19 protein-coding genes and 1 tRNA gene are annotated in these 21,898 nt (G+C 42.8%); 11 read left to right on the top strand and 9 right to left on the bottom strand.

What is annotated here, in order from left to right; translation table 11 throughout:
• Positions 1–23: 23 nt before the first annotated feature.
• Positions 24–107, bottom strand: a tRNA-Leu gene (locus BY457_RS05685).
• 594 nt (positions 108–701) lie between these two features.
• On the opposite strand from BY457_RS05685, the gene BY457_RS05680 reads away from it, so the two are divergent.
• Positions 702–2,417, top strand: coding sequence for a glycoside hydrolase family 11 protein (locus tag BY457_RS05680; protein WP_181256392.1), 1,716 nt, complete (start codon positions 702–704; stop codon positions 2,415–2,417).
• Between the two features lie 55 nt (positions 2,418–2,472).
• Here the strand turns inward: BY457_RS05680 and BY457_RS05675 are convergent, their stop codons facing one another.
• The gene (locus BY457_RS05675) at positions 2,473–3,324 is read right to left on the bottom strand and encodes an AraC family transcriptional regulator (RefSeq protein ID WP_106152360.1); all 852 of its coding nucleotides are present in this window, start codon (positions 3,322–3,324) and stop codon (positions 2,473–2,475) included.
• 458 nt (positions 3,325–3,782) lie between these two features.
• Between BY457_RS05675 and BY457_RS05670 the strand changes: the two genes are divergently transcribed.
• Genes BY457_RS05670 through BY457_RS05660 form a run of 3 tightly spaced genes read left to right on the top strand, consistent with a single transcriptional unit; the run spans position 3,783 to position 7,773 of the window.
• Positions 3,783–5,099 (top strand): TolC family protein, encoded by a 1,317-nt coding sequence (locus BY457_RS05670; RefSeq protein ID WP_106152359.1) that lies wholly within the window; start codon positions 3,783–3,785, stop codon positions 5,097–5,099.
• A 51-nt stretch (positions 5,100–5,150) separates the two neighbouring features.
• Positions 5,151–6,185, top strand: coding sequence for an HlyD family secretion protein (locus BY457_RS05665; RefSeq protein ID WP_106152358.1), 1,035 nt, complete (start codon positions 5,151–5,153; stop codon positions 6,183–6,185).
• A gap of 1 nt (position 6,186) precedes the next feature.
• The gene (locus BY457_RS05660) at positions 6,187–7,773 is read left to right on the top strand and encodes a hypothetical protein (protein ID WP_106152357.1); all 1,587 of its coding nucleotides are present in this window, start codon (positions 6,187–6,189) and stop codon (positions 7,771–7,773) included.
• Here BY457_RS05660 and BY457_RS05655 read toward each other — a convergent pair.
• The 7 genes from BY457_RS05655 to BY457_RS05625 all read right to left on the bottom strand — a co-directional run bounded on the left by BY457_RS05655 (position 7,770) and on the right by BY457_RS05625 (position 13,319).
• Positions 7,770–8,300 carry a lipocalin family protein gene (locus BY457_RS05655; RefSeq protein WP_106152356.1) on the bottom strand — a complete coding sequence of 177 codons (531 nt, stop codon included), beginning with the start codon at positions 8,298–8,300 and terminating at the stop codon, positions 7,770–7,772. The two genes, BY457_RS05660 and BY457_RS05655, sit on opposite strands and share 4 nt — an antisense overlap.
• A gap of 15 nt (positions 8,301–8,315) precedes the next feature.
• Positions 8,316–8,531 carry a DUF5808 domain-containing protein gene (locus tag BY457_RS05650; protein ID WP_219885138.1) on the bottom strand — a complete coding sequence of 72 codons (216 nt, stop codon included), beginning with the start codon at positions 8,529–8,531 and terminating at the stop codon, positions 8,316–8,318.
• A 30-nt stretch (positions 8,532–8,561) separates the two neighbouring features.
• The gene (locus BY457_RS05645) at positions 8,562–9,008 is read right to left on the bottom strand and encodes a putative quinol monooxygenase (protein WP_106152354.1); all 447 of its coding nucleotides are present in this window, start codon (positions 9,006–9,008) and stop codon (positions 8,562–8,564) included.
• Between the two features lie 6 nt (positions 9,009–9,014).
• A complete protein-coding gene (locus tag BY457_RS05640; RefSeq protein WP_106152352.1) occupies positions 9,015–9,719 on the bottom strand; it encodes a transglutaminase-like domain-containing protein in 705 nt (234 codons plus the stop codon).
• Between the two features lie 52 nt (positions 9,720–9,771).
• A complete protein-coding gene (locus BY457_RS05635) occupies positions 9,772–10,515 on the bottom strand; it encodes a helix-turn-helix transcriptional regulator (protein WP_106152351.1) in 744 nt (247 codons plus the stop codon).
• 29 nt (positions 10,516–10,544) lie between these two features.
• Positions 10,545–12,122, bottom strand: coding sequence for a calcineurin-like phosphoesterase C-terminal domain-containing protein (locus BY457_RS05630; protein ID WP_106152349.1), 1,578 nt, complete (start codon positions 12,120–12,122; stop codon positions 10,545–10,547).
• Positions 12,123–12,599: 477 nt separating this feature from the next.
• On the bottom strand, positions 12,600–13,319 hold the full coding sequence (locus BY457_RS05625) for an NUDIX domain-containing protein (RefSeq protein ID WP_181256390.1): 720 nt from the start codon (positions 13,317–13,319) through the stop codon (positions 12,600–12,602).
• A gap of 416 nt (positions 13,320–13,735) precedes the next feature.
• On the opposite strand from BY457_RS05625, the gene BY457_RS05620 reads away from it, so the two are divergent.
• The 7 genes from BY457_RS05620 to BY457_RS05590 all read left to right on the top strand — a co-directional run bounded on the left by BY457_RS05620 (position 13,736) and on the right by BY457_RS05590 (position 21,767).
• Complete coding sequence (locus tag BY457_RS05620; protein WP_106152346.1) at positions 13,736–14,509, top strand: class I SAM-dependent methyltransferase; 774 nt, start codon at positions 13,736–13,738, stop codon at positions 14,507–14,509.
• Positions 14,510–14,821: 312 nt separating this feature from the next.
• On the top strand, positions 14,822–15,526 hold the full coding sequence (locus BY457_RS05615) for a DUF554 domain-containing protein (RefSeq protein WP_106152345.1): 705 nt from the start codon (positions 14,822–14,824) through the stop codon (positions 15,524–15,526).
• 11 nt (positions 15,527–15,537) lie between these two features.
• Positions 15,538–16,971 carry a RapZ C-terminal domain-containing protein gene (locus BY457_RS05610; RefSeq protein ID WP_106152343.1) on the top strand — a complete coding sequence of 478 codons (1,434 nt, stop codon included), beginning with the start codon at positions 15,538–15,540 and terminating at the stop codon, positions 16,969–16,971.
• A gap of 206 nt (positions 16,972–17,177) precedes the next feature.
• On the top strand, positions 17,178–19,511 hold the full coding sequence (gene mbhE / locus BY457_RS05605; protein ID WP_106152342.1) for a hydrogen gas-evolving membrane-bound hydrogenase subunit E: 2,334 nt from the start codon (positions 17,178–17,180) through the stop codon (positions 19,509–19,511).
• Complete coding sequence (locus BY457_RS05600; protein WP_106152341.1) at positions 19,508–19,921, top strand: MnhB domain-containing protein; 414 nt, start codon at positions 19,508–19,510, stop codon at positions 19,919–19,921. Before mbhE ends, BY457_RS05600 begins: the two co-directional genes overlap by 4 nt.
• Positions 19,909–20,262 carry an NADH-quinone oxidoreductase subunit K gene (locus tag BY457_RS05595; RefSeq protein ID WP_106152340.1) on the top strand — a complete coding sequence of 118 codons (354 nt, stop codon included), beginning with the start codon at positions 19,909–19,911 and terminating at the stop codon, positions 20,260–20,262. The genes BY457_RS05600 and BY457_RS05595 overlap by 13 nt, the downstream gene beginning before the upstream one ends.
• A complete protein-coding gene (locus BY457_RS05590; RefSeq protein WP_106152339.1) occupies positions 20,259–21,767 on the top strand; it encodes a proton-conducting transporter transmembrane domain-containing protein in 1,509 nt (502 codons plus the stop codon). Before BY457_RS05595 ends, BY457_RS05590 begins: the two co-directional genes overlap by 4 nt.
• Positions 21,768–21,898 lie beyond the last annotated feature (131 nt).

Genomic DNA, 21,898 nt, shown 5'->3' with positions numbered 1-21,898 from the left:
CATCTGATTAAGAGCTTTTTTTGTGCCCAGTAAAGGACTCGAACCTTCACATCCTTACGGATACTAGTCCCTGAAACTAGCGCGTCTACCAATTCCGCCAACTGGGCCAATATTTATTATGTGATGCCGTTTCGTTTAACAGCGGTGCAAATATAGAAACTAAATTTTTTCCTGCAACAATAAATCTGAAATTTTTATCCGAAAAAATATCTTTAGGCCTTGTCCTGATTGCCGTCCACAACCAAAAATTACTGAAAATCAACTCTTCATCGGTATAGAATCAGACTAAGTAGTTTCTGTCCATAAAGTACCACTTGCGTCGTTACGCTTGCCGCCAAAATACTCATTTACGATTAGTAAACTCAGTTTTTGGCGGCTTCGCAAGCCTGGCAATTGGCACTTTCTGACCAGAAACAGCTCTAAAAACAGAATTTGCTTAGTTTATGGACAGGCACAAAGTAGAGTCTGTCCATAAAGTCCCGTTTACTGTGTTACGCCATAAGCGGAAATTGCTCATTTACTCATTTCCGCTAATGGCAAGCCCCCTGTTTACCTGATACTTCAAAAGAGAAAGACAAAAATACAAGCTTAAAAGACAAAAATACAACCGCAAAAGTTAACTCACCCTTAGATTTGCAAACAAGTTTTAACAATTGTCTAACCATCCTGAAAAGATCATTTTCAGACAAACATTTATGCTTATGAAATTTAACTACAAAAAATCATTACTCCTGACCGGGGTAATTGCCTTAATTTCGTTTAGCGGGATGAAGGCTCAAACCATCTGCTCAAATGATCAGGGCAGTCAGGGAGGCTATACCTATGAGTACTGGAAAGACAATGGCAATGGCTGTATGACGCTGGGCTCCGGAGGAACCTTCAGTGTTGAATGGAGCAATATTGGCAACCTGCTTGCACGTAAGGGGCTACGTCCCGGAGGACGAAATGTGGTAATTAATTATGGCGCCAACTACCAGCCATCGGGTAACTCCTATTTATGTGTTTATGGATGGACAACCAATCCTCTGGTTGAATATTACATTGTAGAAAGCTGGGGAAGCTGGCGTCCACCGGGAGCAACATCCAAAGGAACCGTTTCCACCGATGGCGGAACTTATGAAATTTATGAAACCACCCGCACCCAGCAACCTTCAATCGAGGGAACTCAAACTTTTCAGCAATACTGGAGTGTACGTACTTCAAAGCGTACCAGTGGCACCATTACCTGTGCCAATCACTTTGCTGCCTGGGAGCGCATGGGGATGAATCTCGGTAATTTCTACGAAGTATCTTTCTGTGTTGAAGGTTATCAAAGCAGTGGCACTGCTGATGTTTACAGTATGTCCATGAGTACCGATGGAACCGGTGGTGACACTGGCGGTGATACCGGTGGTGATACCGGCGGAGGAACCAGCGATCAGGGAGACGGAGAATATACACTGACAGTAAGGGCCCGCGGTATGGCAGGCGGCGAACACCTGAATGTATTAATCGATAACCAGGCGCAGGCAGGGATTAATCTTTCCACCAGCTGGCAGGAATATGAGGTGTATGTGGATCGTGGAGATCTCAACCTCGAATTCGACAATGACGGAGGTGACCGGGATGTGCAGGTTGACTGGATTGAAATTCACGGAGAGACCCGTCAAGCCGAAGATATGGAATACAATACTGCCGTATATCAGGATGGCAGTTGCGGGGGCTCCTATAGTGAGATGATGCACTGCTCCGGGGTTATCGGCTTTGGAGACATTACTTATCAGGGTGACAGCGGTGACTCATCAGGCGGTGATACAGGTTCAGGTGCTCACAGCATCGTAGTAAGAGCCAGAGGTACCTCCGGTGGCGAAAACCTGAGAGTAACAGTAGGTGGAACTGAAGTTGCCAACTATACATTGGGAACAAGCTTTTCCAATCGCACCATTACCACCTCGGCCACAGGAGGAATCAATGTGGAATTTACAAACGACGGAGACGGACGCGATGTCCAGGTGGACTATATTCAGGTGGACGGAGCTACCTGGCAGGCGGAAGACCAGGGAACCAATACCGGCGTCTGGCAGGATGGAAGTTGCGGTGGTTCTTACAGCGAATGGATGCATTGCGGAGGTTACATCGGTTTTAACCCTCTCAGAAGTGCATCTGCCGCCAACAAAGCAACCATGGAACAGGAAAAGCAGGAAACAAATGTAAGTATATACCCCAATCCGGTAGTAAATCTGCTGAATATCTCAGTTGCTGCCGAAGAAGAGGGTCCCTTCGAAGCCATTATATACAATTCCAATGGAGCTGCAGTAAAGCAATTCCTGGCTCAACCGGGCAATAATCCTGTTACCCTAAATGACTTACCGAGTGGAATCTACTTTTTGTTGATTAGTGTGGATAACCAAAGCTTTAACCTGAAATTCCTTAAGTAACCTAACCCTTTTCCCAAAGCCCTCAAAAGGTCGCTCCAACCAGAGCGACCTTTTTTCAACCAAATATTTTGCGGTACTGACCGGGAGACATTCCTTCCCGAGCTTTAAAATAATTGGACATAAAAGCCAGATCCGCAAAATTAAAATCATCTGCAATCTTCTGAAGGCTGTCACTGCTAGATTTCAACAGTATCTTTAGTTCCAGAAGTACATAATCATCAATCCATTGCTTGGCTCCATGGGCAACATATTTGAAAGTTATGATTGATAAATACTTCGAAGAAATATTCAATGCATCTGCGTAAAACCTAACATCTCGATGCTTTTTATGATGCTGCATCACTAAATTACAGAAATTCTCATACAATTCAGCCTTACGATTATGCCGAGTAAGAGATTGAGAGCTATCCTTCTTCAGAATTTTATCATATAGTTCCAGAAAATAAATACGTAACAAATTAATAAGAATCTCTCTACGACAAAAATTTTGAGTGTCCGAAAATTTTTCCCGAATTACATTGAATCGTATTTGTTCCTCCCTGATAGCTTCCTCGCCCACTTTGTAATAAAAATGCTGATGCAAAAAACTAAGAAATGAAGGTGGAAAACGAAAAGTAACTTCCTGCAAAATATGAGGTGCCAAAGAAAAGTGCATGACCTCAAAATCGTTACTAACATTTTTCTGCTCCACAATCTGACTGGGAAACAACACCATTATTTCTGACTTTTCAAACCGATGTTTGGTCAGATTTACTTCAACATCTGCACTCCCCTCTACACAATAGCAAATAAAACATCTTCCTGCCTTGGCCAGTAAACTTCCCAGTGGCAGTTGATTGTCTGATAATGAAATGAGAAAATCATCACCTGCCAATTCGGAGTTTGGAAAAACATCCTGAAAACCCATGCCTTATTCTTTTTTTAACAAATAAAATGTTTTTTTGCATAAAATCTGAGAATCATCATTAACTAGAATTATAAAAAAGTTCATCAACCTCTGAAAGCCTACATCATGAGCATAAGCATTATCCCCCCCCTTTTTTTACAAAAAATAATCTTTCCAGAACCATTCAATTCAGACTTATCTATAAAATCAAAAAACAAAGATGAGGAAATATTGACAAATATTGAGGAACTAATGATAAAAAGAAAAAGTTAAAAAGAACCGACCTTTGCCCCTCACAAAATACCAGATATAATAAATCACTGCAATATCCAAAAAATCTTATGTCTTTTAAAATATTACAGGTTCCATTTCTGGTACAACCTCGGTAAGTGAAAATCCCCTGAAACCAGGGAATTATATCGCCTACAAGAGATCAGTCTGAAAGGGACTTCATAAACATATTTCAATCAAAATAGAAAATGAAAAATTTAAAATACGGAATATTCCTGCTTCTGTTTGCAGGCACAATAAGCAATGCGCAGGCACAAAAAGAACAAATAGTACCGTTGGATTCCGCCTTTGCACTCGCAGAACGCAACAGTACTTACCTGAAAATCACCAAATCGGCAACTCAGACATCCGGCCAGGCGGTGAAGGTCGCTAAAAACCAACAACTACCTTCCATTGAACTAGGGGTATCAGCAATGTATCTGGGCGATGGAACCATAAGTGATCGTAATTTCTCCAATTCCATCACTGCGCCTATCCCCGACTTTGGCAACAATTTCTCCATTGAAGCCTCTTATGTTGTATTTGCAGGTGGAGCAATATCCAACACTATAGAAAAATCTCGTCTGGAAGCTCAGGTTGCAGAACTTGAACATGCAAAAAATGCACAAAACATCAGATTTCTGGTGGCCGGACAATACCTGGATCTTTACAAACTGTACAATCAGAAGAAAGTTTTTGCCAAAAACATCGATCAGGCCAATGAAGTTGTTCGCCAGGTACAAGCAAAGCTAACCCAGGGAATGGCCCTGGAAAACGACCTAACCCGTTATGAACTGATGCTGCAAAACCTGAAACTGGCAGTCATTGAAATTGAAAACAACATCAGCATCATCAACAAACACCTGCAAATAACACTTGGGTTAACAGAAGATGTCATCATTCTGCCAGACTCATCGGTGCAAAACCATGCAGCTGTCATTACTCCTTCGGAAAATGATTATTTGAGAGAAGCTTTAACCAATCGACAGGACATCCGAATGCAGGCCCTAAAACAAGAGTTAGCCGGAAAAAATGTACAGTTATCCAAAGCAAATCTGTATCCTTCCATTGCAATTATTGGTGGAGACCATCTCGATGGTCCTATCACAATTGAGGTTCCACCAATCGACAAAAATTTTAATTACTGGTACGTAGGAGTGGCATTAAAATACGATTTGGCCTCCCTCTATAAATCAAAAGATAAAACCAGGCTCGCGAAATTGGCTTACAATACAGCAACTCATGCTTATCAGGCCGAAATTGAACAAACAAAAACAGCCTTGCATGCTGCAGAAACCAGATACAAAGAATCATTTGAAAAGCTCCATGCTTTCGAAAAAAGCTATCAATTGGCTAGTGAAAACTATTCAGTAATCAACAAGCGATATCTAAGCGATCTGGTGCTGATTACCGAAATGCTGGATGCCAGCAATATGAAACTCAAAGCCGAATTACAAGTGGTGAATGCCCGTCTGGATGTTGTCTTTTGCTATTTCAAACTGATGAGAGAAATGGGCTCTTTATAAGCCAATCCCCAAACTGCTATCAAGAAACACAACATAGAAATACCTGAAGAAATGAAGAACAAAAAGATGAAAATTGCCTATAACACCGTAGTTGGATTATTACTGGTAGTATGTCTGGTATGGATTGTCAGCCGTTTTGTCCACCTGGGCAATGTGGAGTTTACAGATAATGCTCAGATCAAACAACAAATAGTCCCTGTACACAGCCGGGTTCAGGGGTACATCAAAAATATTTGCACCGATGAATATCAACGCGTAAAGAAAGGCGACACGCTGGTGGTTATTGAAGATGTGGAATACCGATACCGTCTGGCACAAGCTCAAGCTGATTATCAAAGAGCCCTAACAGGCAAAGAAGCCATGGGCACAGCTGTCAGAACAGCCAGCAGCAACATTGAAGTTTCTCAGGCAGGAATTGAAGAGAGCCGCATCCGGATGGAAAATGCGAAAAAAGAGTTTCTGCGTTACCAGCAACTGCTGGAACAAAAGGCCGTTACCCAACAGCAATACGACAACGTAAAAACCAACTACGAAGCTGCCAAAGCCCGCCACGAGCAGGTTTTACATCAAAAAAACACCACATCTCTGGTCAGGGATGAACAGACACTGCGTGTGGATCAGACCATGGCACAAATAAAACTCGCTGAAGCAGCCCTGGAACTGGCCCGGCTGAATCTCTCCTACACCGTAATAACAGCTCCCTGTGATGGAGTTACCGGACGAAAAAACATCGAAGAAGGACAGTTAATTCAACCGGGACAACCTGTATTCGACCTGGTAAATGAGGAGGAAATCTGGATTATAGCCAATTACAAAGAGACACAAATCTCTAATATTCAAACCAAAGGAGAAGTGGAAATAATGGTGGATGCCATCCCCGACAGGGTTTATAAAGGCCAGGTGCAGGCAATCTCTGAAGCTACCGGTGCCAGTTTCTCTTTGTTTCCGCAAGACAACTCCTCCGGCAACTTTGTAAAGGTCGCTCAACGAATTCCGGTTCGTATTGAATTTTCGGCTGCCAACAGCAAAGAAGATATGGCACTTTTACGAGCAGGAATGAATGTGGAATGTGAGGTAATCTACTAATATGAGCTGGGACAACAGACCTTTTAAAATACATGACATCTACGATTTTGTTCCGGAGAAAATAAAACCCTGGATACTTGTCATTTTTGTGCTGATATACCAGTTGTCGGGTGGTGTTTACCTGGCAGCTGTTAGCGACATGACCGGTTCACTAGGGCTCCGACAGGAAGATATTCTGATGGCCGGTTATGCATCATTGGTAGGTCTTTCGCTGACATTTGTGGTTATGTTCCGGCTTAAATTTGCCTATACCATAAAATCGTCTCTGCTGATGACTGCCGGAGCACTCATTCTTTGTAACCTGATTGTTATTTTCACGGATAGTGTCCCCATCCTTGTTGGGGTTTCCTTCATCGCAGGATTTTTCAGAATGTGGGGCACCTTTGCCTGCAACACGACAATCCAGCTTTGGATAACCCCCAAACGCGATATGGCCGTTTGGTTTGTGTACATTTATTTACTAGTTCAGGGCTCCATTCAACTATCCGGAATTGCCACCCTATATACAGCATTTCTCAGTACCTGGGAATATATGCATTGGGTCATTATAGCATTACTATTGATGGTGGTGTTGGTTACACAGGGCATTTTCAAACGTTTTGTGTTTATGAAAAAACTCCCACTGTATGGAATCGACTGGACAGGCTGGATTCTTTGGGCCACAACCATCATGGCATTTATTTTTGTCCTCAACTATGGAGAACATTACGACTGGTTTGATTCAGATTATATTCGCGCAGGACTTGCACTGGGAGTTATCTCCCTGATCCTTAACCTGTGGCGGGCTTCTTTCATCAGACACCCGCTCATAGAGTTGAGAACCTGGACTATCAAGAATGTCTGGCTGACCTTTTTACTTTACATTCTGGTAGATATTTTGCTGAGTCCGGTACACCTGTTTGAGCACATCTACACCGAAGCCATACTTGGTTATGATGCGCTGCACCTGGCTTCGCTCAACTGGATCGTACTGGCAGGAACCTTTGTGGGTGCCATCTTTGCATACCGTGTGTTTGCCATTCGCAAATGGAGATACAAAACCATGACCATCATTGGTTTTATGCTGATTGCCGGTTACCTGATGATGATGTATTTTACCATAGATTTCGATTTACCTAAAAAAATGCTGGTTATCCCATTGCTGCTAAGAGCTGCAGGATACGTAATCATCGCTATCACATTTATCACAGCCTTGTCGGGAATCTCTTTTCAGATATTCCCCCAAACTATCACAATTCAAGCATTTGTAAGTGCTTCTCTGGGAGCATTATTGGGATCTACATTGTTGCACCATTTGTTCAACATTACCGCAAAGAAAAATTTCATGCTGCTCTCCACCAACCTGGACAGTGTGAACCAGCGCGTTCACCAAATAGGACAAGGTGAGTTGTTTGGAGTATTACAAAAGCAAGCAATAATGGTGAGTATGAAAGAGTTGTACGGATGGCTCGTTATTCTGAGCCTGCTGAGTCTTATGGTCTTCCTTTTCAAGGCCAGCTCCCTGCGACCTAAAGCCTTGCATCCAAAATTCAAAAGCATTCGTAAATCCATCAAGCATCAGTTGAAAATGGATCGGTTGCAAAATTAATCATGCTCCGGCCATAACAAATCAGAAGTATCATAGCCAATGTCCCGGGCAATTTTGAGGTATTGTTTTTTTACCTCATCAGGAATGGTCGTTTCTCTGGACAAAATCCAGAGATAATCCAGGTTTTTACCGGCAACCAGCGCATATTGGTAATCTTCATCGATGGCAATAACGTTATAGCCCGAATAAAACGGGCCAAAAAAGGAAACCTTCAGTTTGGCTACATTTTTTTCGCCTACAAATTTGGCTTTACCTATAGCCTCCTGCCATTCCTCTTCAACGGTATTGTAACCTCGGTTGACCACCCTGATGGTTCCGTTATCATTCCACGAATATTCAGCCGTGACATTGTTGAGGTTCCGCTCGTATTTAAAATCCAAACGGGCAATTTCGTACCACTTACCCAGATACTTTTCTATGTAAAAAGGCTTTACAGCCGTTGCTTCCTTGGGAATGGTACGGCAGGAAATGAATCCAAAAATCATGATGGAAATAATCAAAAGAAAAAGTTTTTTATCCAGTCTCATAATTAAGCTAATTTTCTACAGGAAATAAGATGAAGCAATAATAATCAGAATAATCCCTATCAATGTAATCCAGGAATAAGGGCTGGCAAAATTTAATGTCCATCCCATTGATGGAATCTGTTTGGGAACCACCAGCCGGGGGTCTTTCCTGTTGAAATAGAATACACCTTTCCAGTTATCCGGATTCCGGCTCATGATGTTAAGTAATTGTTGATCCCGCTTGGTTTTCATAAAAAAAGTTGATTAGTAAAATTTCAAAAATTATTGAGCCGCCATTTCTAAGTTCAATTTCGAAAAAATATCGAGCATGGTTTCTTCGTCTATTGCTACCATATCTGTCAGTTTCAAAGATTCAACCATATCCAGTGTAGTGGTTTTATATTTCTTGAAATGAGGGGTTTTCAAGTGAGACTCATAAGCTTCCCTGTTTCTGTAAATTTCAAGTATCCGAAATTCTGTTGAATCTTCCTTCTGAAACATGGGAAATATGGAGATTACGCCCGGTTCCAGCCTTACAGATGCCTCAGCTTCTTCTTTAAGAATGGAAATATATTCCGTCAGATAATTCTGATAGATTTGGATTTCTGAAATCCGAATCAGCATTTCATCAGAACCGGAAATTTTTTCTACCTGATTGGCTTCCTCGGTTCCTGTTTTACAGGATATCCCAAGGAAAAGCAATCCCAACATGATACAAACTTGTTTCATCGATCGTTAATTGAACTTCTTTCTTATTCTGTCCACATTTCTATTCATTAAATGTCGCACAAAATTTCGAAAAATCCATTTTTTTATGAGGTTTAGTTGCTGGCCATGCATTTTATAAAACTCATCCGGAGAGTCAAAAAGGCCAAAATCCTGATTGATTCCTTTATGTTGTATGTAGGTGTTATTCCTGTTCCAATCGATTGGAGGATTGGCAAATGAATCGGTGTAAGCACCATATCCGCAGAAAGAAGTTTTACAATCAGGGAATTTTCTTTTCAATGCGGAAAAATAAGATCTATCAAGTATTACACCTTCAAGGTTGTACCATTCATCTTCGAAGTACACCTCAACCCAGCTGTGTAAGATGTTTTCAGGCGATAGCCGGTACCACAAGCCTGTAATCGCTCCTTTTTGCAAAGCCTTGTGGATGGTAAAACCATGAATCCTGACAGGTATGCCGACCGCCCTGAGAAGCGCCATCAGCAAATTGGATTTGGTATTGCACTGGCCGTATCCATCAGCCAATACCTTTGATGCCGGTATATTATCATCTATATTATATCCAAACCGGATCTCATCCCGCACAAAATTGTAGATACTGCTTATTTTGGTGAATGCATCCTGCTCACACCATCCTTCGCTGGAGATAAGCGACTGAATATCTGAATGGTCATAGTCCAGAATCGGAGTTTTTTCTAAATACGTTTTCATAGTGTTTTGATTTTTATTTCTGTTGAGTACAAAAATCGAAAACACTGCTCTCTTAAACTTGAATAAACCAGCTAAACTTCAAAACTTCGCGGGGATTAAAGCCGAAATTCTCCCGAAAAGTTCTGCTGAAATGCGCACTGTCAGCAAATCCTGCTTCATGAGCTGTTTCAGTGACAGAATAGTTTCTCATTAATGGAATGGCATCAACAAGCTTAGCCCATAGTTGAGCCCGTCGGTAGGTCATACCGGTTTCCTTTTTAAACAAATGCAGGAACCTGTCGGGCGACAAGGCACAAACACCGGCAATCTCATCCAACGGAACTACACGATTTGTTTGGCTGGCCAAATACCCTAAAGCTTTGTTTATCCGGTCATCTCCTTGATGAATGAAGGAATCACAAAAACAATCATACGATTTAATCAGACTATTTATCTTCGACCTACGCTCACCTGTATCTAATGCCCCATCTTTTATAACAGCCAGCAATGCCGCTATAACGGGATGATTAATTTCCGAAACAGTATTGGCAGCGGTTTTATTCCAGAAATGACCAATGGTTGAGGCAGGATTGATGAGCAATAAAAACTGTTCTTCATTTGAAGTTATCCGATGAGAAATATTGGGTTTAATTAAAACAGGAGACTCCGTAGAGATGTTTTTTTCGGTAAGTTCAACATCCACAAAACTATTAATGGGGATGCTTAACTGAATGGCATAATGACGATGCTGACGATTGTTTTCAAAACATCCCAGAAACCAACCAAAATCCCTTTCTATGTAGATTGAGTTCTCCATGGAGTAATACTCAGAACGCGATAATCTTTCTATTTGCGTTTTACGATTCTATAGTCCTTTGTAGCCCTGTATTCCCGACCAAACATATCTTTTGCTTTTACTTCGATGGTGTGGTTGCCCTCCTCCAGATGGTTATCGAGACGCCCCATCCAAAGATGGGTGGATTCCGAGGGATTGGAGGGCCGTTTACCCGGAAACAATTCATCCACATAGTCCCATTCCTGCATCATATAAATATAAGAGGGGTCGTATGTCTGCACAAAAACCATAGGCTGCCACCCCCTCTCATCAATTCGGTAAAAAACAGAATCCTGTTCACTGCCCATGAAGAAATTAACCATCAGGGGTGCACTCAGCCATTCGTTCTGAGGCAACACTTTTGGGGCATAAACGCTCAACTGATAATCGTCTGATTCCCCGGCCACTTTATACCTTACAGAGTATTGGTTCCCCTTAAAATGCAGAAAAGCATATCCCTTCGGTGTGCCATCTCGCATCGTGGAAACAGGCACTCCCTGCTCATTAAAATGCCCACCATACCAATCACCGGAGGTCGTTCCTACATTGTATTCGTGATGTCTGCGGTCTTGCTGCCATCCATCCTCAGGTCCGAAAAAATACTGGTTTTGAATGTGGGTATGAGCTGAAAGTGACAGGGTATGCGGATAATCCTTTAACAAGTCAAAAAGTTGTTCACGATCACTATCACGGAACGAATCCCCGGATTCTCCTTCCTTCAGGGGAATGTGAAAAGCCAAAACAATCAGACGGTCTTTGGGAACAAATTGCAAATCATTTTTTACAAAGGCCAGTTGATCTTCCGTAAATCCGCCCCAATACCCTTCTCCATCACGCGGATCAGGATAAAGAATATCATCAAGCACAATAAAATGAACCATTCCGTGATTATACGAATAGTTGGCCGGGCCAAAGTGCATTTCAAAAGTTTCATCCGACAACGAATCAGCTTTCACATCAAAATTCATATCATGATTCCCCATCACATTGAACCAGGGAACACCAACCTTTTTAACAACTTCCCTATAAGGCTGAAAAAGGTTCAAATCATCCCCAACCAAATCTCCGAGACTTAATCCGAAGTCAACATTCTCCACTCCTTCCAGTTCCTTAACAATTCCTTTGTAGAAGTACTCCACCTCTTCACGGGTATAGGGTTGAGGGTCACCAAAAACCAACATGGTAAAATCTTCCTTTTCAGAACCGCGAATAAGACCAAAGTCAACGGACCGGGGCAAGTCGCCTGTCGGAACAACGCCACTGTAGTCCAGATCAGGAGAACCATCAGGCTTATGAGTATAGTAAAACTGTGACAAATTGTAATCATCCACAGGCAGCAAATAACCTGAAGGTTTTATTACAAAAACAGTATGATCTGCCCCTACATGCAGTTTGTATTTCCCATCGGAATCAGTCAACACCACCTCCCGGCCATTTGATACAGCCACGTTAGGAATACCTGATTCTCCCTTCTCCTTTTTGCCATTTTGATTGATGTCCTCATAAACAAATCCGGTTGCCTGATTTTGTGCAATACCGTCAATAACTCCGGGAAAAAAGAAAATCAAAAAAGGAATGATTGCTTTCATCAGTATAAAATTTAATTATAAGTTTCCCGTTGCTTCGGGAGAACAACTCACAAACAATCGGGACTTCTTTCATAGAATAATTGTATTGTGTGTGATTGTTTTTTCATTACCAAAGAAACACCTAAGTTCAAAGATTGGTTTTAAGCCTGAATAAATTTTCTGTTAAGATTTTCAAGTCCTGCTTCCCCAAAAATTTCACCAGCGATTGTCCAAAAATCAGGAGCTTCGTGGTTTTTGTCAATCTGAACGCAGTGAAGAATCTCATTGTTAGGAATCTGCAAGACCATACCCCCCGCAAGGAAAAACCTTTAGAGACTTTAGACTGCCCTCATTTAAGGGAAACTTTAACGCAATGACGCAAAGTTTTTATTATGAGTGAATTGCAGCAGGTTTGCCTTGTCTGTAACGAGTTGACTGTCAATGTATTGAAACTACCAGGCTTCAAGACAACAGAGCCTGAAAAGAATCGGGAAACACTTAAAAGAATACCTCTCCCGAAGCCACTCTTAACTCTATTTTCTGCTCTGTCAACTTCAATTCACCATTATTGATGGCAGCTTCCACGACACTTTTGTTGTAAGTATTTACTTCCTCAGAGCCTAAAAACTCTTCAGGAGATATCCATTTGGCTTCAGCAATTTCAGAAGCATCCATTACAGAAATCTCTTTCGATTTTGCTCTGGCAGTGCAAACAATATAGAGATTAGACTCACCAAACTGCCCATTCTGAAAATGCCCCAGGTTTACAATAGATTCAAATTCAATATGGACACCGGTTTCTTCAAAAACCTCTCTTCTAAGGGCCTCTTTAATTGATTCGCCCCGTTCTATATGTCCTCCTGGGAGTTTATATCCCGGATAAAAGCGATCCTTAATCACCAACAATTCTCCATCACACACCACAATAGCTCCCACTCCTACTATATAGTTTTTTGTGGTAGGAACCACCACATCAGGCTTCATTCTCTTCAGAAGCATAAGATTTTGATCATCGCAATGATGAAATTCAAAACCCAGTTTGATAAGAATCGGAATAAAATCGGCCTGGTGAGGCGGAATGCTAATCCAGATTATTTTTTTGTTACCAGAGGATTCAATCAGCTGTTTTATTTCTCTTTTAAAGGCGTCACTGTTCACCGGAAGTGTTTGGTTGTCCACAATCACACCGTCATATCTGTCATTTCGGGTCTTTAACATAGGTATTTTATCTTGACAATAAACCATCAAATTTATATCCAGCAACTAAAGATAACTTTTTCTACCCATTTATCACATCCTCATCACTTAACAACTTTTTTTCTTGCATTCACAAAGAAATATTTCTTATCTTTAAAGTACTAAAATCTTTGGATGTTTAAAATTACTTCGGATCTGGTAAAGTAAATAACCTCAGGCATTTTTGCCCGTGGTTATCCCTCCTTAAAAAACCGGCATTTTCATGCCGGAGTGTTTATTTTACGTTAATTTTATATGTTGTTGTGAGTTTTACCGGCAGCATTCAAATTATCTAAAAATTACACCTATCAATATTGTTTTCCACATTTTTCCCGTGTAGCAATTACCTTATTGCCCTCTTTTGTGGTTTCATGTCTAATCTATCAATTTTAAACATCATGAGTAACGACAATAGCTCCATTCACGATTTTGAAATCGAACTGATCTGTGAATATTTCTCACTTTTGGAACGTCAGGGCCCCGGAAGTCCGGACGTCACCCTCAAAGCCCTCAGTTTTATCGACAACCTGAGCAGTGAATCACAAATTGCTGACCTCGGATGCGGCACCGGCGGACAAACCATTGTGCTGGCTCAAAACGCTCCGGGGCAGATCACCGGACTGGATCTCTTTCCCAAATTCATTGACTTGTTCAATTCTAATATACGAAAATCAGGACTTGAGAACAGGGTAAAAGGAATCATCGGCTCCATGGACAATCTTCCGTTTCAAAAAGAATCATTAGATCTTATCTGGTCCGAAGGGGCCATCTACAACATCGGATTTGAAAACGGACTGAAAACATGGAGACCATTCCTTAAAAAGGGAGGTTATGTGGCAGTAAGCGAAGCCTCCTGGTTTACCACCGAACGACCGAAAGAGATTGATTCATTCTGGAAAGACGCCTATCCGGGTATAGATACGATCCCGGGCAACATGCAAAAGATGCAGGATTCAGGATACATCCCTATAGCTTCATTTATTCTTCCTAAGGATTGTTGGATTGACCATTTTTACAAACCACAAGTCAGGGCAGAGAAGATATTCCTCAATAAAAATGCAGGAAACAAGACAGCAATAGACTTTATTGCTAACCAAAAACACGAAACCGAACTTTACTATAAGTACAAAAAGTTCTACGGTTATGCATTTTACATCGGGAAAAAAATCTGAAAGCCGGGGTATTCCCAAAAAGTGCCATAGGTACCACCTATTTTGTTGTCTGAAATTTCAATCCCCGGGATAAAAAAGCTGGCGAGTTGGTGAGCAACGTCAGACTAACTTTCCTTTGGTCATTGATTATTGTTTATTGCTCATTGCTCATTGTTCATTGCTCATTGCTCATTGCTCATTGTTCATTGGTCATTGCTAATTAATCATTGTTCATTGGTCATTGCTAAATGCCCCCTGTTCCTTTTTCTCACTTTTTCTTTTTTCTTAACCCTGTGTGTCTTATTTTTGCAGGACATCAAAAAAAACCAGAAAATGACAGGTACTCTTGTCAATGTAGCCACCGTAATTGCCGGAAGCATTCTCGGCCTTATTTTTAAGCAGCGACTGCCACGACGAGTGGTAACAGTTGTATTTCATGGCATCGGCCTGTTTACCATGGGTTTGGGTGTTTCCATGTTTCTGGAAAGTCAATGGATCATCACAGTAGTTCTTTCCCTGCTCTTCGGAGGTATTACAGGCGGCCTGCTTCGACTGGAAGAACGGGTTGAGAACATGTCTGAAAATATCAAAAGCCGTTTTCGGTTTACCGATGAGCGATTTACAGAAGGATTGATTACCTCATTTCTTCTGTTTTGTATGGGGTCACTCACTTTATTAGGTGCCATCAACGAAGGCATGGGACAAGGCCCGGAACTACTGATTACCAAATCGGTACTGGACGGATTCTCTTCCATGGCACTGGCCGCAGCCATGGGCGTAGGCGTTCTCTTTTCGGTGATTCCTCTTCTCGTCTATCAGGGTGGCATAACCTTATTGTCTATGTGGCTGGGCGATTTCTTTGCACAATCCGTTGTCAATGAGCTGACAGCTACGGGCGGGGTATTATTGATTGGTCTGGGCATCAACATCCTGAATTTGGGAAAACTAAAAATAACCGACCTTTTACCCTCCCTTCTTTTCGTGGTGCTTTTTGCATGGATGCAGTATCGCCAGATTTTTCCTTTTTCTTTATTTTAAACTGATTGACATTGAAAAATTCATATCCACCACATCTGGAAGAACTATTTTTAAAATGGGCCGGTGAAGAGACCGAAAGTTTCACTCCGCTGCCTCCCTCCGGTTCTGACCGTCGCTATTTTCGCATTTCCGGAGCCACTAGAAGTGCAATCGGCACCATCAATCACAATAAGAAAGAAAACCGGGCTTTTATTGAATTCAGTCGTCATTTCAAAGCTTTGAAGCTCCCGGTACCCGAGATATTCAGTGTGAGTGACTCCACCGACAGTTACCTGCAGGAAGATTTCGGTAACACCACTTTGTTCGACTGGCTCTCAACGACCAGATTAGGCAAAAACATTTCCGGTGACATCGTCCGTTTCTACAAAAAATCCTTAGAGTATCTCATTCGCTTTCAAGTGGATGCCTCTGCGGACCTGGATTTCTCATTGTGCTATCCACGTCACAGTTTCGATAAACAATCAATGCTGTGGGATTTGCACTATTTCAAATATTATTTTCTGAAGCTGGCAGGCATCCCATTCGATGAACAGTTGCTGGAAGACGATTTCAATGCTTTTTCGGAATACCTGCAACAGGCCGACAGCAACTATTTTATGTATCGTGATTTTCAATCGCGCAACATTATGGTTACTGATAACGGTCCGGCATTTATTGATTACCAGGGAGGCCGCAAAGGCCCGCTGCAATACGATCTGGCATCTTTGCTTTATGATGCCAAAGCAGATTTGCCTGACGAACTGCGTCGGGAACTTCTGGATTTTTATATCTCCGCCCTTAAAAAGAAAACAGACGTGGACGAAGAATCCTTCAAAAGTTTCTTTCAGGGATTTGTACTTATCCGCATCATGCAGGCCATGGGAGCTTATGGATTTCGGGGATTCTATGAAAACAAAGAACATTTTCTCAAAAGTATTCCCTACGCCATAGAAAATCTCAAATTCATCCTCACCAATCTTTCGCTTCCGGTCAAATTTCCCGCCCTGGAAGCTGCCTTGTGGCAGGTTACAAAATCAGAAAAACTGCAGCAATTAAGTGATTCACCAAAGCTCACCATCAGTATCAACAGTTTTTCATACCGAAGGGGAATTCCGGTTGATGATTCCGGCCACGGCGGCGGTTTTGTATTTGATTGTCGATGCATTCACAACCCTGGACGGTATGAGGAATACAAAAGTAAAACAGGATTAAGTCCGGAGGTAATTGCCTTTTTCGAAAAGGAGGATGAGATGGATCAATACCTGGGAAGTGTTTACACCCTGGCAAGCCAGGCAGTACAAAAATATCTGAATCGAGGTTTTAAACATTTAATGTTCAGCTTTGGTTGTACTGGAGGACAGCACCGCTCGGTATATTGTGCCGAAAAGCTGGCTCTTTACCTGCGAAAACATTTCCCGGTAAACGTGGAGCTAAAGCATATGGAAAGAGCCTCCTGGCCCCAATAAAACAAAGCATGAGCGGTTACTTCCCTACATCTCAATAAATAACCGTTTATGAGCAAGAAAAAGTGTAAAACCGGAAAAGAAAAAGAGCTGAAGCCATCACACAAATTTGAATGTAAAAAATGCGGTCATTCGGCAAAGAAGAAAGATAAATTGTGCAAACCGGATAAATTGTAACAATACAAAAATTAAATTTTCAACACTACAGCATGGAGCAGCTGGCAATTGTTTTAATAGTTCTTATTTTTCTGATGGGACTAATGGTTCCCGTTCTTCGTCCATTGCTTAAAAATTATACCGGACGAATTCTGGCATTGGTACCCTTTGCTCTTTTCGGGGCACTAACTTTCCTGTTTTTTTCGCTGCCGGATGAAACAGCACGCATTGTAGAAACCGGTTTTGGCTTCCTGCCTGAAATGCAGTTCTCGTTCCGCATAGACGGTCTCAGTCTGATATTTGGAATGATGGTAAGCGGAATCGGAGGACTGGTGCTCGGCTATTCTTCGTTTTACATGGCCAAATACGCAGGAAAGACAAAATTCTACTTCTTTTTGATCCTGTTTATGGGAGCCATGCTGGGGCTTGTATTTGCCGACAACCTTCTGGCACTCTTTATTTTCTGGGAACTGACCAGTATTACTTCATTCTTTTTGATAGGGTTCGATCACGATAAGGACAAGCCACGTCAGGCAGCTCTTCAGGCACTGCTCATCACTGCTCTCGGAGGACTTTGTCTGCTGTTTGCCGTCATCATGATAGGTAACCTTGCCGGAACTTTCCGTCTTAGTGAACTCTATTCACAAGGTTTTCACTTCGGCGCTCATTCACAATATCAAACAGTTTTTTTACTGATTTTCGTAGCCGTAGCCACCAAATCGGCACAGTTTCCATTTCACTTCTGGCTTCCCGGTGCCATGAATGCCCCGACTCCCATCAGCGCCTATCTGCACTCTGCTACGATGGTCAACGCGGGAATCTTTCTGTTATTGCGTCTGAACCCGGTCATGGGCGGTACCATCGCCTGGAAAGGAGCATTAATCCTGACGGGTGGTATTACCATGTTTATTGGTGCATTCTTTTCCCTGGGTCAAAAAGACCTGAAGCGCATTCTGGCATTCACCACCATCAGCGCTCTGGGAACTATGGTTATGCTCATCGGGATGAATACCACCGCTTCCATCAAGGCAGCATTGATATTTTTCATAGTCCATGGTTTGTACAAAGGTGGTTTGTTCATGGTAGCCGGTATCATCGACAAAAATACCGGCACACGCGACATAACCAGGTTAAGCGGACTGTTAAAAAGCATGCCGGTGACAAGTATAGCAGGCATTCTGGCCCTTCTGAGTATGTCCGGACTCCCGCCGATGCTTGGTTTTATCGGAAAAGAACTGATTTACGATGCCAAGGTCCAGATGCCCGAATTATCCTGGCTTGTGGTTCCATTGGGCGTTGCCGCCAATATGATGATGGTAGCCATTTCCATATTGGTTTTTTACGAAATTTTCATCCCACGCAAAAATAAACCCGCCATCGCCCTTCTTCACAAAGAAAAAGAGCTGCCGGGCAACTTTCTGGCAGGACCTGTAATACTGGCCCTTATCGGATTAGGTCTCGGAATGGCCCCTGGATGGCTCAATAACATTCTGTCCAACGCCATGTTTTACGTGCAGTCGCAGGCAGTGGATGTTCATCTGACTCTTTGGCATGGGTTCAACCAGGTTTTATTGCTGAGTATTTTTACCGTGGCCATGGGAACCGTCATCTTTATTCTTCGGCGCCCCGTTGGCAAACTGGTAGGAATCATCATTCCGTGGACCGACCAGTATCATTTGCCGGAAAAATTCAACAATCTCATCAGCAATTACCTGAGTTTTGCCGGTAAACATACCAACCGCATACAACACGGGTATCATCGATACTACCTCATTACTTTTTTTATGGCCACCCTGCTTTTGATTGTCTATCAATTGCTCAGCGCCGGTGGAGAATGGTTCCACCCCTCAGAAAGTTCCCCTGTGAGAATGCATGTCGTTCTGGTCCTGATAATATCGGCCATGGCAGTATTGTTTGCCGTTTTCAGCAAGTCACGGCTCTCAGCCATTGTCTCCATGGGAGTGCTGGGATATGGTGTGGCAGTTCTTTATATGTTCTATGGAGCGGTTGACCTGGCTATCACACAGTTTCTGGCCGAAACCATTATCATGGTCATCTTCGTCATGGTAATATTCTATTTGCCCGATTTTGCAGTACTTTCCAGTAAAAAATCACGCATTCGCGATGCCATCATAGCCCTGTCCGTTGGGGCCATGATGACAATGATAGTCCTCAAAGCCAGATTCATCAACCTGGAAGAGCCCATTTCGCAGTTTTTTGCAGAAAAAAGTTATCTGGAAGGTCATGGACGCAATATTGTAAATGTAATTCTGGTTGATTTCAGGGCCCTCGACACCCTGGGGGAGATAACTGTTCTGGCCCTGGCTGCAGCAGGTGTGTTTACACTGCTTCGATTCAACCCCATAAAAAAGAAATCTGAGAAATGAGAAATATTGTACTGGAACGCATCGTAAGTCTCTTTTTATATGTCATGGTAGGTTTTGCTCTTTTCCTGCTGTTCAGAGGCCATAACCGTCCCGGAGGAGGATTCATCGGTGGTATTATTGCGGCCGCAGGATTTCTGCTCTATGGAATTGTCTTTGGCTCGGAAAAAGTACTTGAAAAAATCAGAGTTAATCCACGTTACATCATGGGAAGCGGTCTGCTCATTGCCCTGCTCGCAGCATTGATTCCTATGACGCTGGGAAAACCTCCGCTGACAGGTGTTTGGACCTCTTTGGCCGGCATCGCCCTGGGCACACCGCTGCTCTTTGATATTGGAGTTTTTGTGCTGGTAGTGGGAATGATTGTGTCAATATTCACCAACATAATGGATGTACTGAAATGGAACTCGTAATTGCAATATTTATCGGATTGTTATATGCCAGCGGTGTTTATTTGCTTCTTCGCCGCAGTATTGTAAAGCTCATCCTCGGGGTATTTGTTATCAGTAATGCCACCAACCTGATCATCTTTCTATCGGGAGGGATTACCCGCAGCGGTGTCAGTTTCATTGGCGACGAAGCCGAAAAAGCCACTCTGGAAACCATGACCGACCCTCTGCCACAGGCATTGATACTTACAGCCATAGTAATAGGATTGGGCATTGCCGCCTACATACTGGCATTGAAATATAAATATTTTGAAACTACCGGGACACACGACCTGGATCAACTGAGTAAGACCGACCAGAAATGATAATAGCTTTACCTGTTTTTTTGCCTCTGGCATTCATGATTTTTGCTTTTCTGTTTCGCCATTTTCATGGCCGGGAATATGTTGCCTTGGGTGCCGCCACCCTCAACCTGCTCGTTGCGGTATTTCTTTTGGTGGAAGTGAACACCGAAGGAATGGTAAAAATGCAGATGGGCGACTGGCCCGCCCCTTACGGCATCACCCTTATTGCCGACCGGCTTAGTGCTTTGATGGTACTGGTATCAGCCATTGTATTTATGGCTGCCATGGCCTACTCCATCCAATCGGTTGACACTCGCAGAAAAAGTTTTGGATTTTATCTCTTTTCGTTTGGCATATTAATGGGTGTCAACGGCAGCTTCCTTGCCGGCGACATCTTCAACCTCTATGTCTGGTTTGAAGTTATGCTGATGGCTTCGTTCATTCTGATGAGTCATGGCGGAGAACGGAACCAACTCGAAGGAGCCATCAAATATTTGATTCTCAACCTCATTTCCTCATTCTTTTTTGTGGCAGGCATCGGTCTTTTGTACGGTAAAATGGGAACCCTCAATATGGCCGACATTGCGCAAAAACTGATGAATTTTGAAACAATGCCACCGGAATTAAATCCGGCATTCATCCTCATCTTTGTGGGATTTGCCATCAAGGGAGCCCTGGTGCCTTTCTTTTTCTGGCTACCTGCCTCCTATCACACCCCACCCCCGGTTGTTACCGCGCTATTTGCCGGATTGCTGACCAAGGTTGGCATTTACTCACTCATCCGTTTCTATGCCCTGTTTTTGCATCAGAACAGTCAATTCTGGCAACCCCTGATCTTATGGATTGCAGGGCTCAGCATGGTAATCGGGGTCATTACGGCAACCTCCCAGTTTGAATTTCGCAAAGTATTATCGTTTCACATCATCAGTCAGGTGGGCTACGTGGTAATGGGACTGGGACTCTTTACGGTAGGCGGTCTCGCCGGAGCCATATTTTTCCTGGCGCACAACATGATTTCAAAAACCAATGCTTTTTTAGTGGCCGGATATGTTCACCGACAGAAAGGAACGCTCAACCTCAAAATATTGGGCGATTTTTATAAAGAACACCCCCTCTGGGCCATTTTCTTTTTTATTTCCGCTTTCAGTCTGGCCGGATTACCGCCCCTCAGCGGATTTATCGGAAAATACCTGCTCATCAAAGCAGGCATCGAAGCCCAGCAGTTGGGAATTGCTTTTACCGCCCTCTTTGTTGGTTTCTTTACCCTTTTCTCAATGGTAAAGATCTGGATGGAAGTATTCTGGAAAAAAACACCCGATAAAATTCCTGCCCCCATCATTAAAATAGCCCTGCTGGACGATAAGCCTGTTAACATCAACTGGATGAAATGGTCATCAGGTGCGATGGCGATTATTATTATACTGGCCGGAGTTTTTGCCACACCAATTGTAGAATACTGCACGCTTGCGGCAGAATCCCTAATGCAACCCTCTGATTACATCAACTTTGTATTGGAGAATAACTAACAGCCCCCTAAATCCCCCCCAGGGAGGACTTCCGGTTCCACAATAAGGAGCAAAGCCATGGAGCAAGGGGCATGCAGCAAGGAGCAGGGTACAGGGGGCTAAAAGCAATGAGCCAAGAACTATAAGCTAAA

Source organism: Marinilabilia salmonicolor, assembly GCF_003003035.1.
In the GTDB taxonomy this organism is placed as follows: Bacteria; Bacteroidota; Bacteroidia; order Bacteroidales; family Marinilabiliaceae; genus Marinilabilia; species Marinilabilia salmonicolor_A.
The sequence above is the reverse complement of the archived record's forward strand: the minus strand, read 5'-3'. Positions and strand labels throughout refer to the sequence as shown.

Excerpts from the sequence above, each read along its gene's own strand:
- BY457_RS05680 (WP_181256392.1), top strand. The coding sequence starts at position 702 with ATGAAATTTAACTACAAAAAATCATTACTCCTGACCGGGGTAATTGCC.
- BY457_RS05675 (WP_106152360.1), bottom strand. The coding sequence starts at position 3,324 with ATGGGTTTTCAGGATGTTTTTCCAAACTCCGAATTGGCAGGTGATGAT.
- BY457_RS05670 (WP_106152359.1), top strand. The coding sequence starts at position 3,783 with ATGAAAAATTTAAAATACGGAATATTCCTGCTTCTGTTTGCAGGCACA.
- BY457_RS05665 (WP_106152358.1), top strand. The coding sequence starts at position 5,151 with ATGAAGAACAAAAAGATGAAAATTGCCTATAACACCGTAGTTGGATTA.
- BY457_RS05660 (WP_106152357.1), top strand. The coding sequence starts at position 6,187 with ATGAGCTGGGACAACAGACCTTTTAAAATACATGACATCTACGATTTT.
- BY457_RS05655 (WP_106152356.1), bottom strand. The coding sequence starts at position 8,300 with ATGAGACTGGATAAAAAACTTTTTCTTTTGATTATTTCCATCATGATT.
- BY457_RS05650 (WP_219885138.1), bottom strand. The coding sequence starts at position 8,531 with ATGAAAACCAAGCGGGATCAACAATTACTTAACATCATGAGCCGGAAT.
- BY457_RS05645 (WP_106152354.1), bottom strand. The coding sequence starts at position 9,008 with ATGAAACAAGTTTGTATCATGTTGGGATTGCTTTTCCTTGGGATATCC.
- BY457_RS05640 (WP_106152352.1), bottom strand. The coding sequence starts at position 9,719 with ATGAAAACGTATTTAGAAAAAACTCCGATTCTGGACTATGACCATTCA.
- BY457_RS05635 (WP_106152351.1), bottom strand. The coding sequence starts at position 10,515 with ATGGAGAACTCAATCTACATAGAAAGGGATTTTGGTTGGTTTCTGGGA.
- BY457_RS05630 (WP_106152349.1), bottom strand. The coding sequence starts at position 12,122 with ATGAAAGCAATCATTCCTTTTTTGATTTTCTTTTTTCCCGGAGTTATT.
- BY457_RS05625 (WP_181256390.1), bottom strand. The coding sequence starts at position 13,319 with ATGTTAAAGACCCGAAATGACAGATATGACGGTGTGATTGTGGACAAC.
- BY457_RS05620 (WP_106152346.1), top strand. The coding sequence starts at position 13,736 with ATGAGTAACGACAATAGCTCCATTCACGATTTTGAAATCGAACTGATC.
- BY457_RS05615 (WP_106152345.1), top strand. The coding sequence starts at position 14,822 with ATGACAGGTACTCTTGTCAATGTAGCCACCGTAATTGCCGGAAGCATT.
- mbhE (WP_106152342.1), top strand. The coding sequence starts at position 17,178 with ATGGAGCAGCTGGCAATTGTTTTAATAGTTCTTATTTTTCTGATGGGA.
- BY457_RS05600 (WP_106152341.1), top strand. The coding sequence starts at position 19,508 with ATGAGAAATATTGTACTGGAACGCATCGTAAGTCTCTTTTTATATGTC.
- BY457_RS05595 (WP_106152340.1), top strand. The coding sequence starts at position 19,909 with ATGGAACTCGTAATTGCAATATTTATCGGATTGTTATATGCCAGCGGT.
- BY457_RS05590 (WP_106152339.1), top strand. The coding sequence starts at position 20,259 with ATGATAATAGCTTTACCTGTTTTTTTGCCTCTGGCATTCATGATTTTT.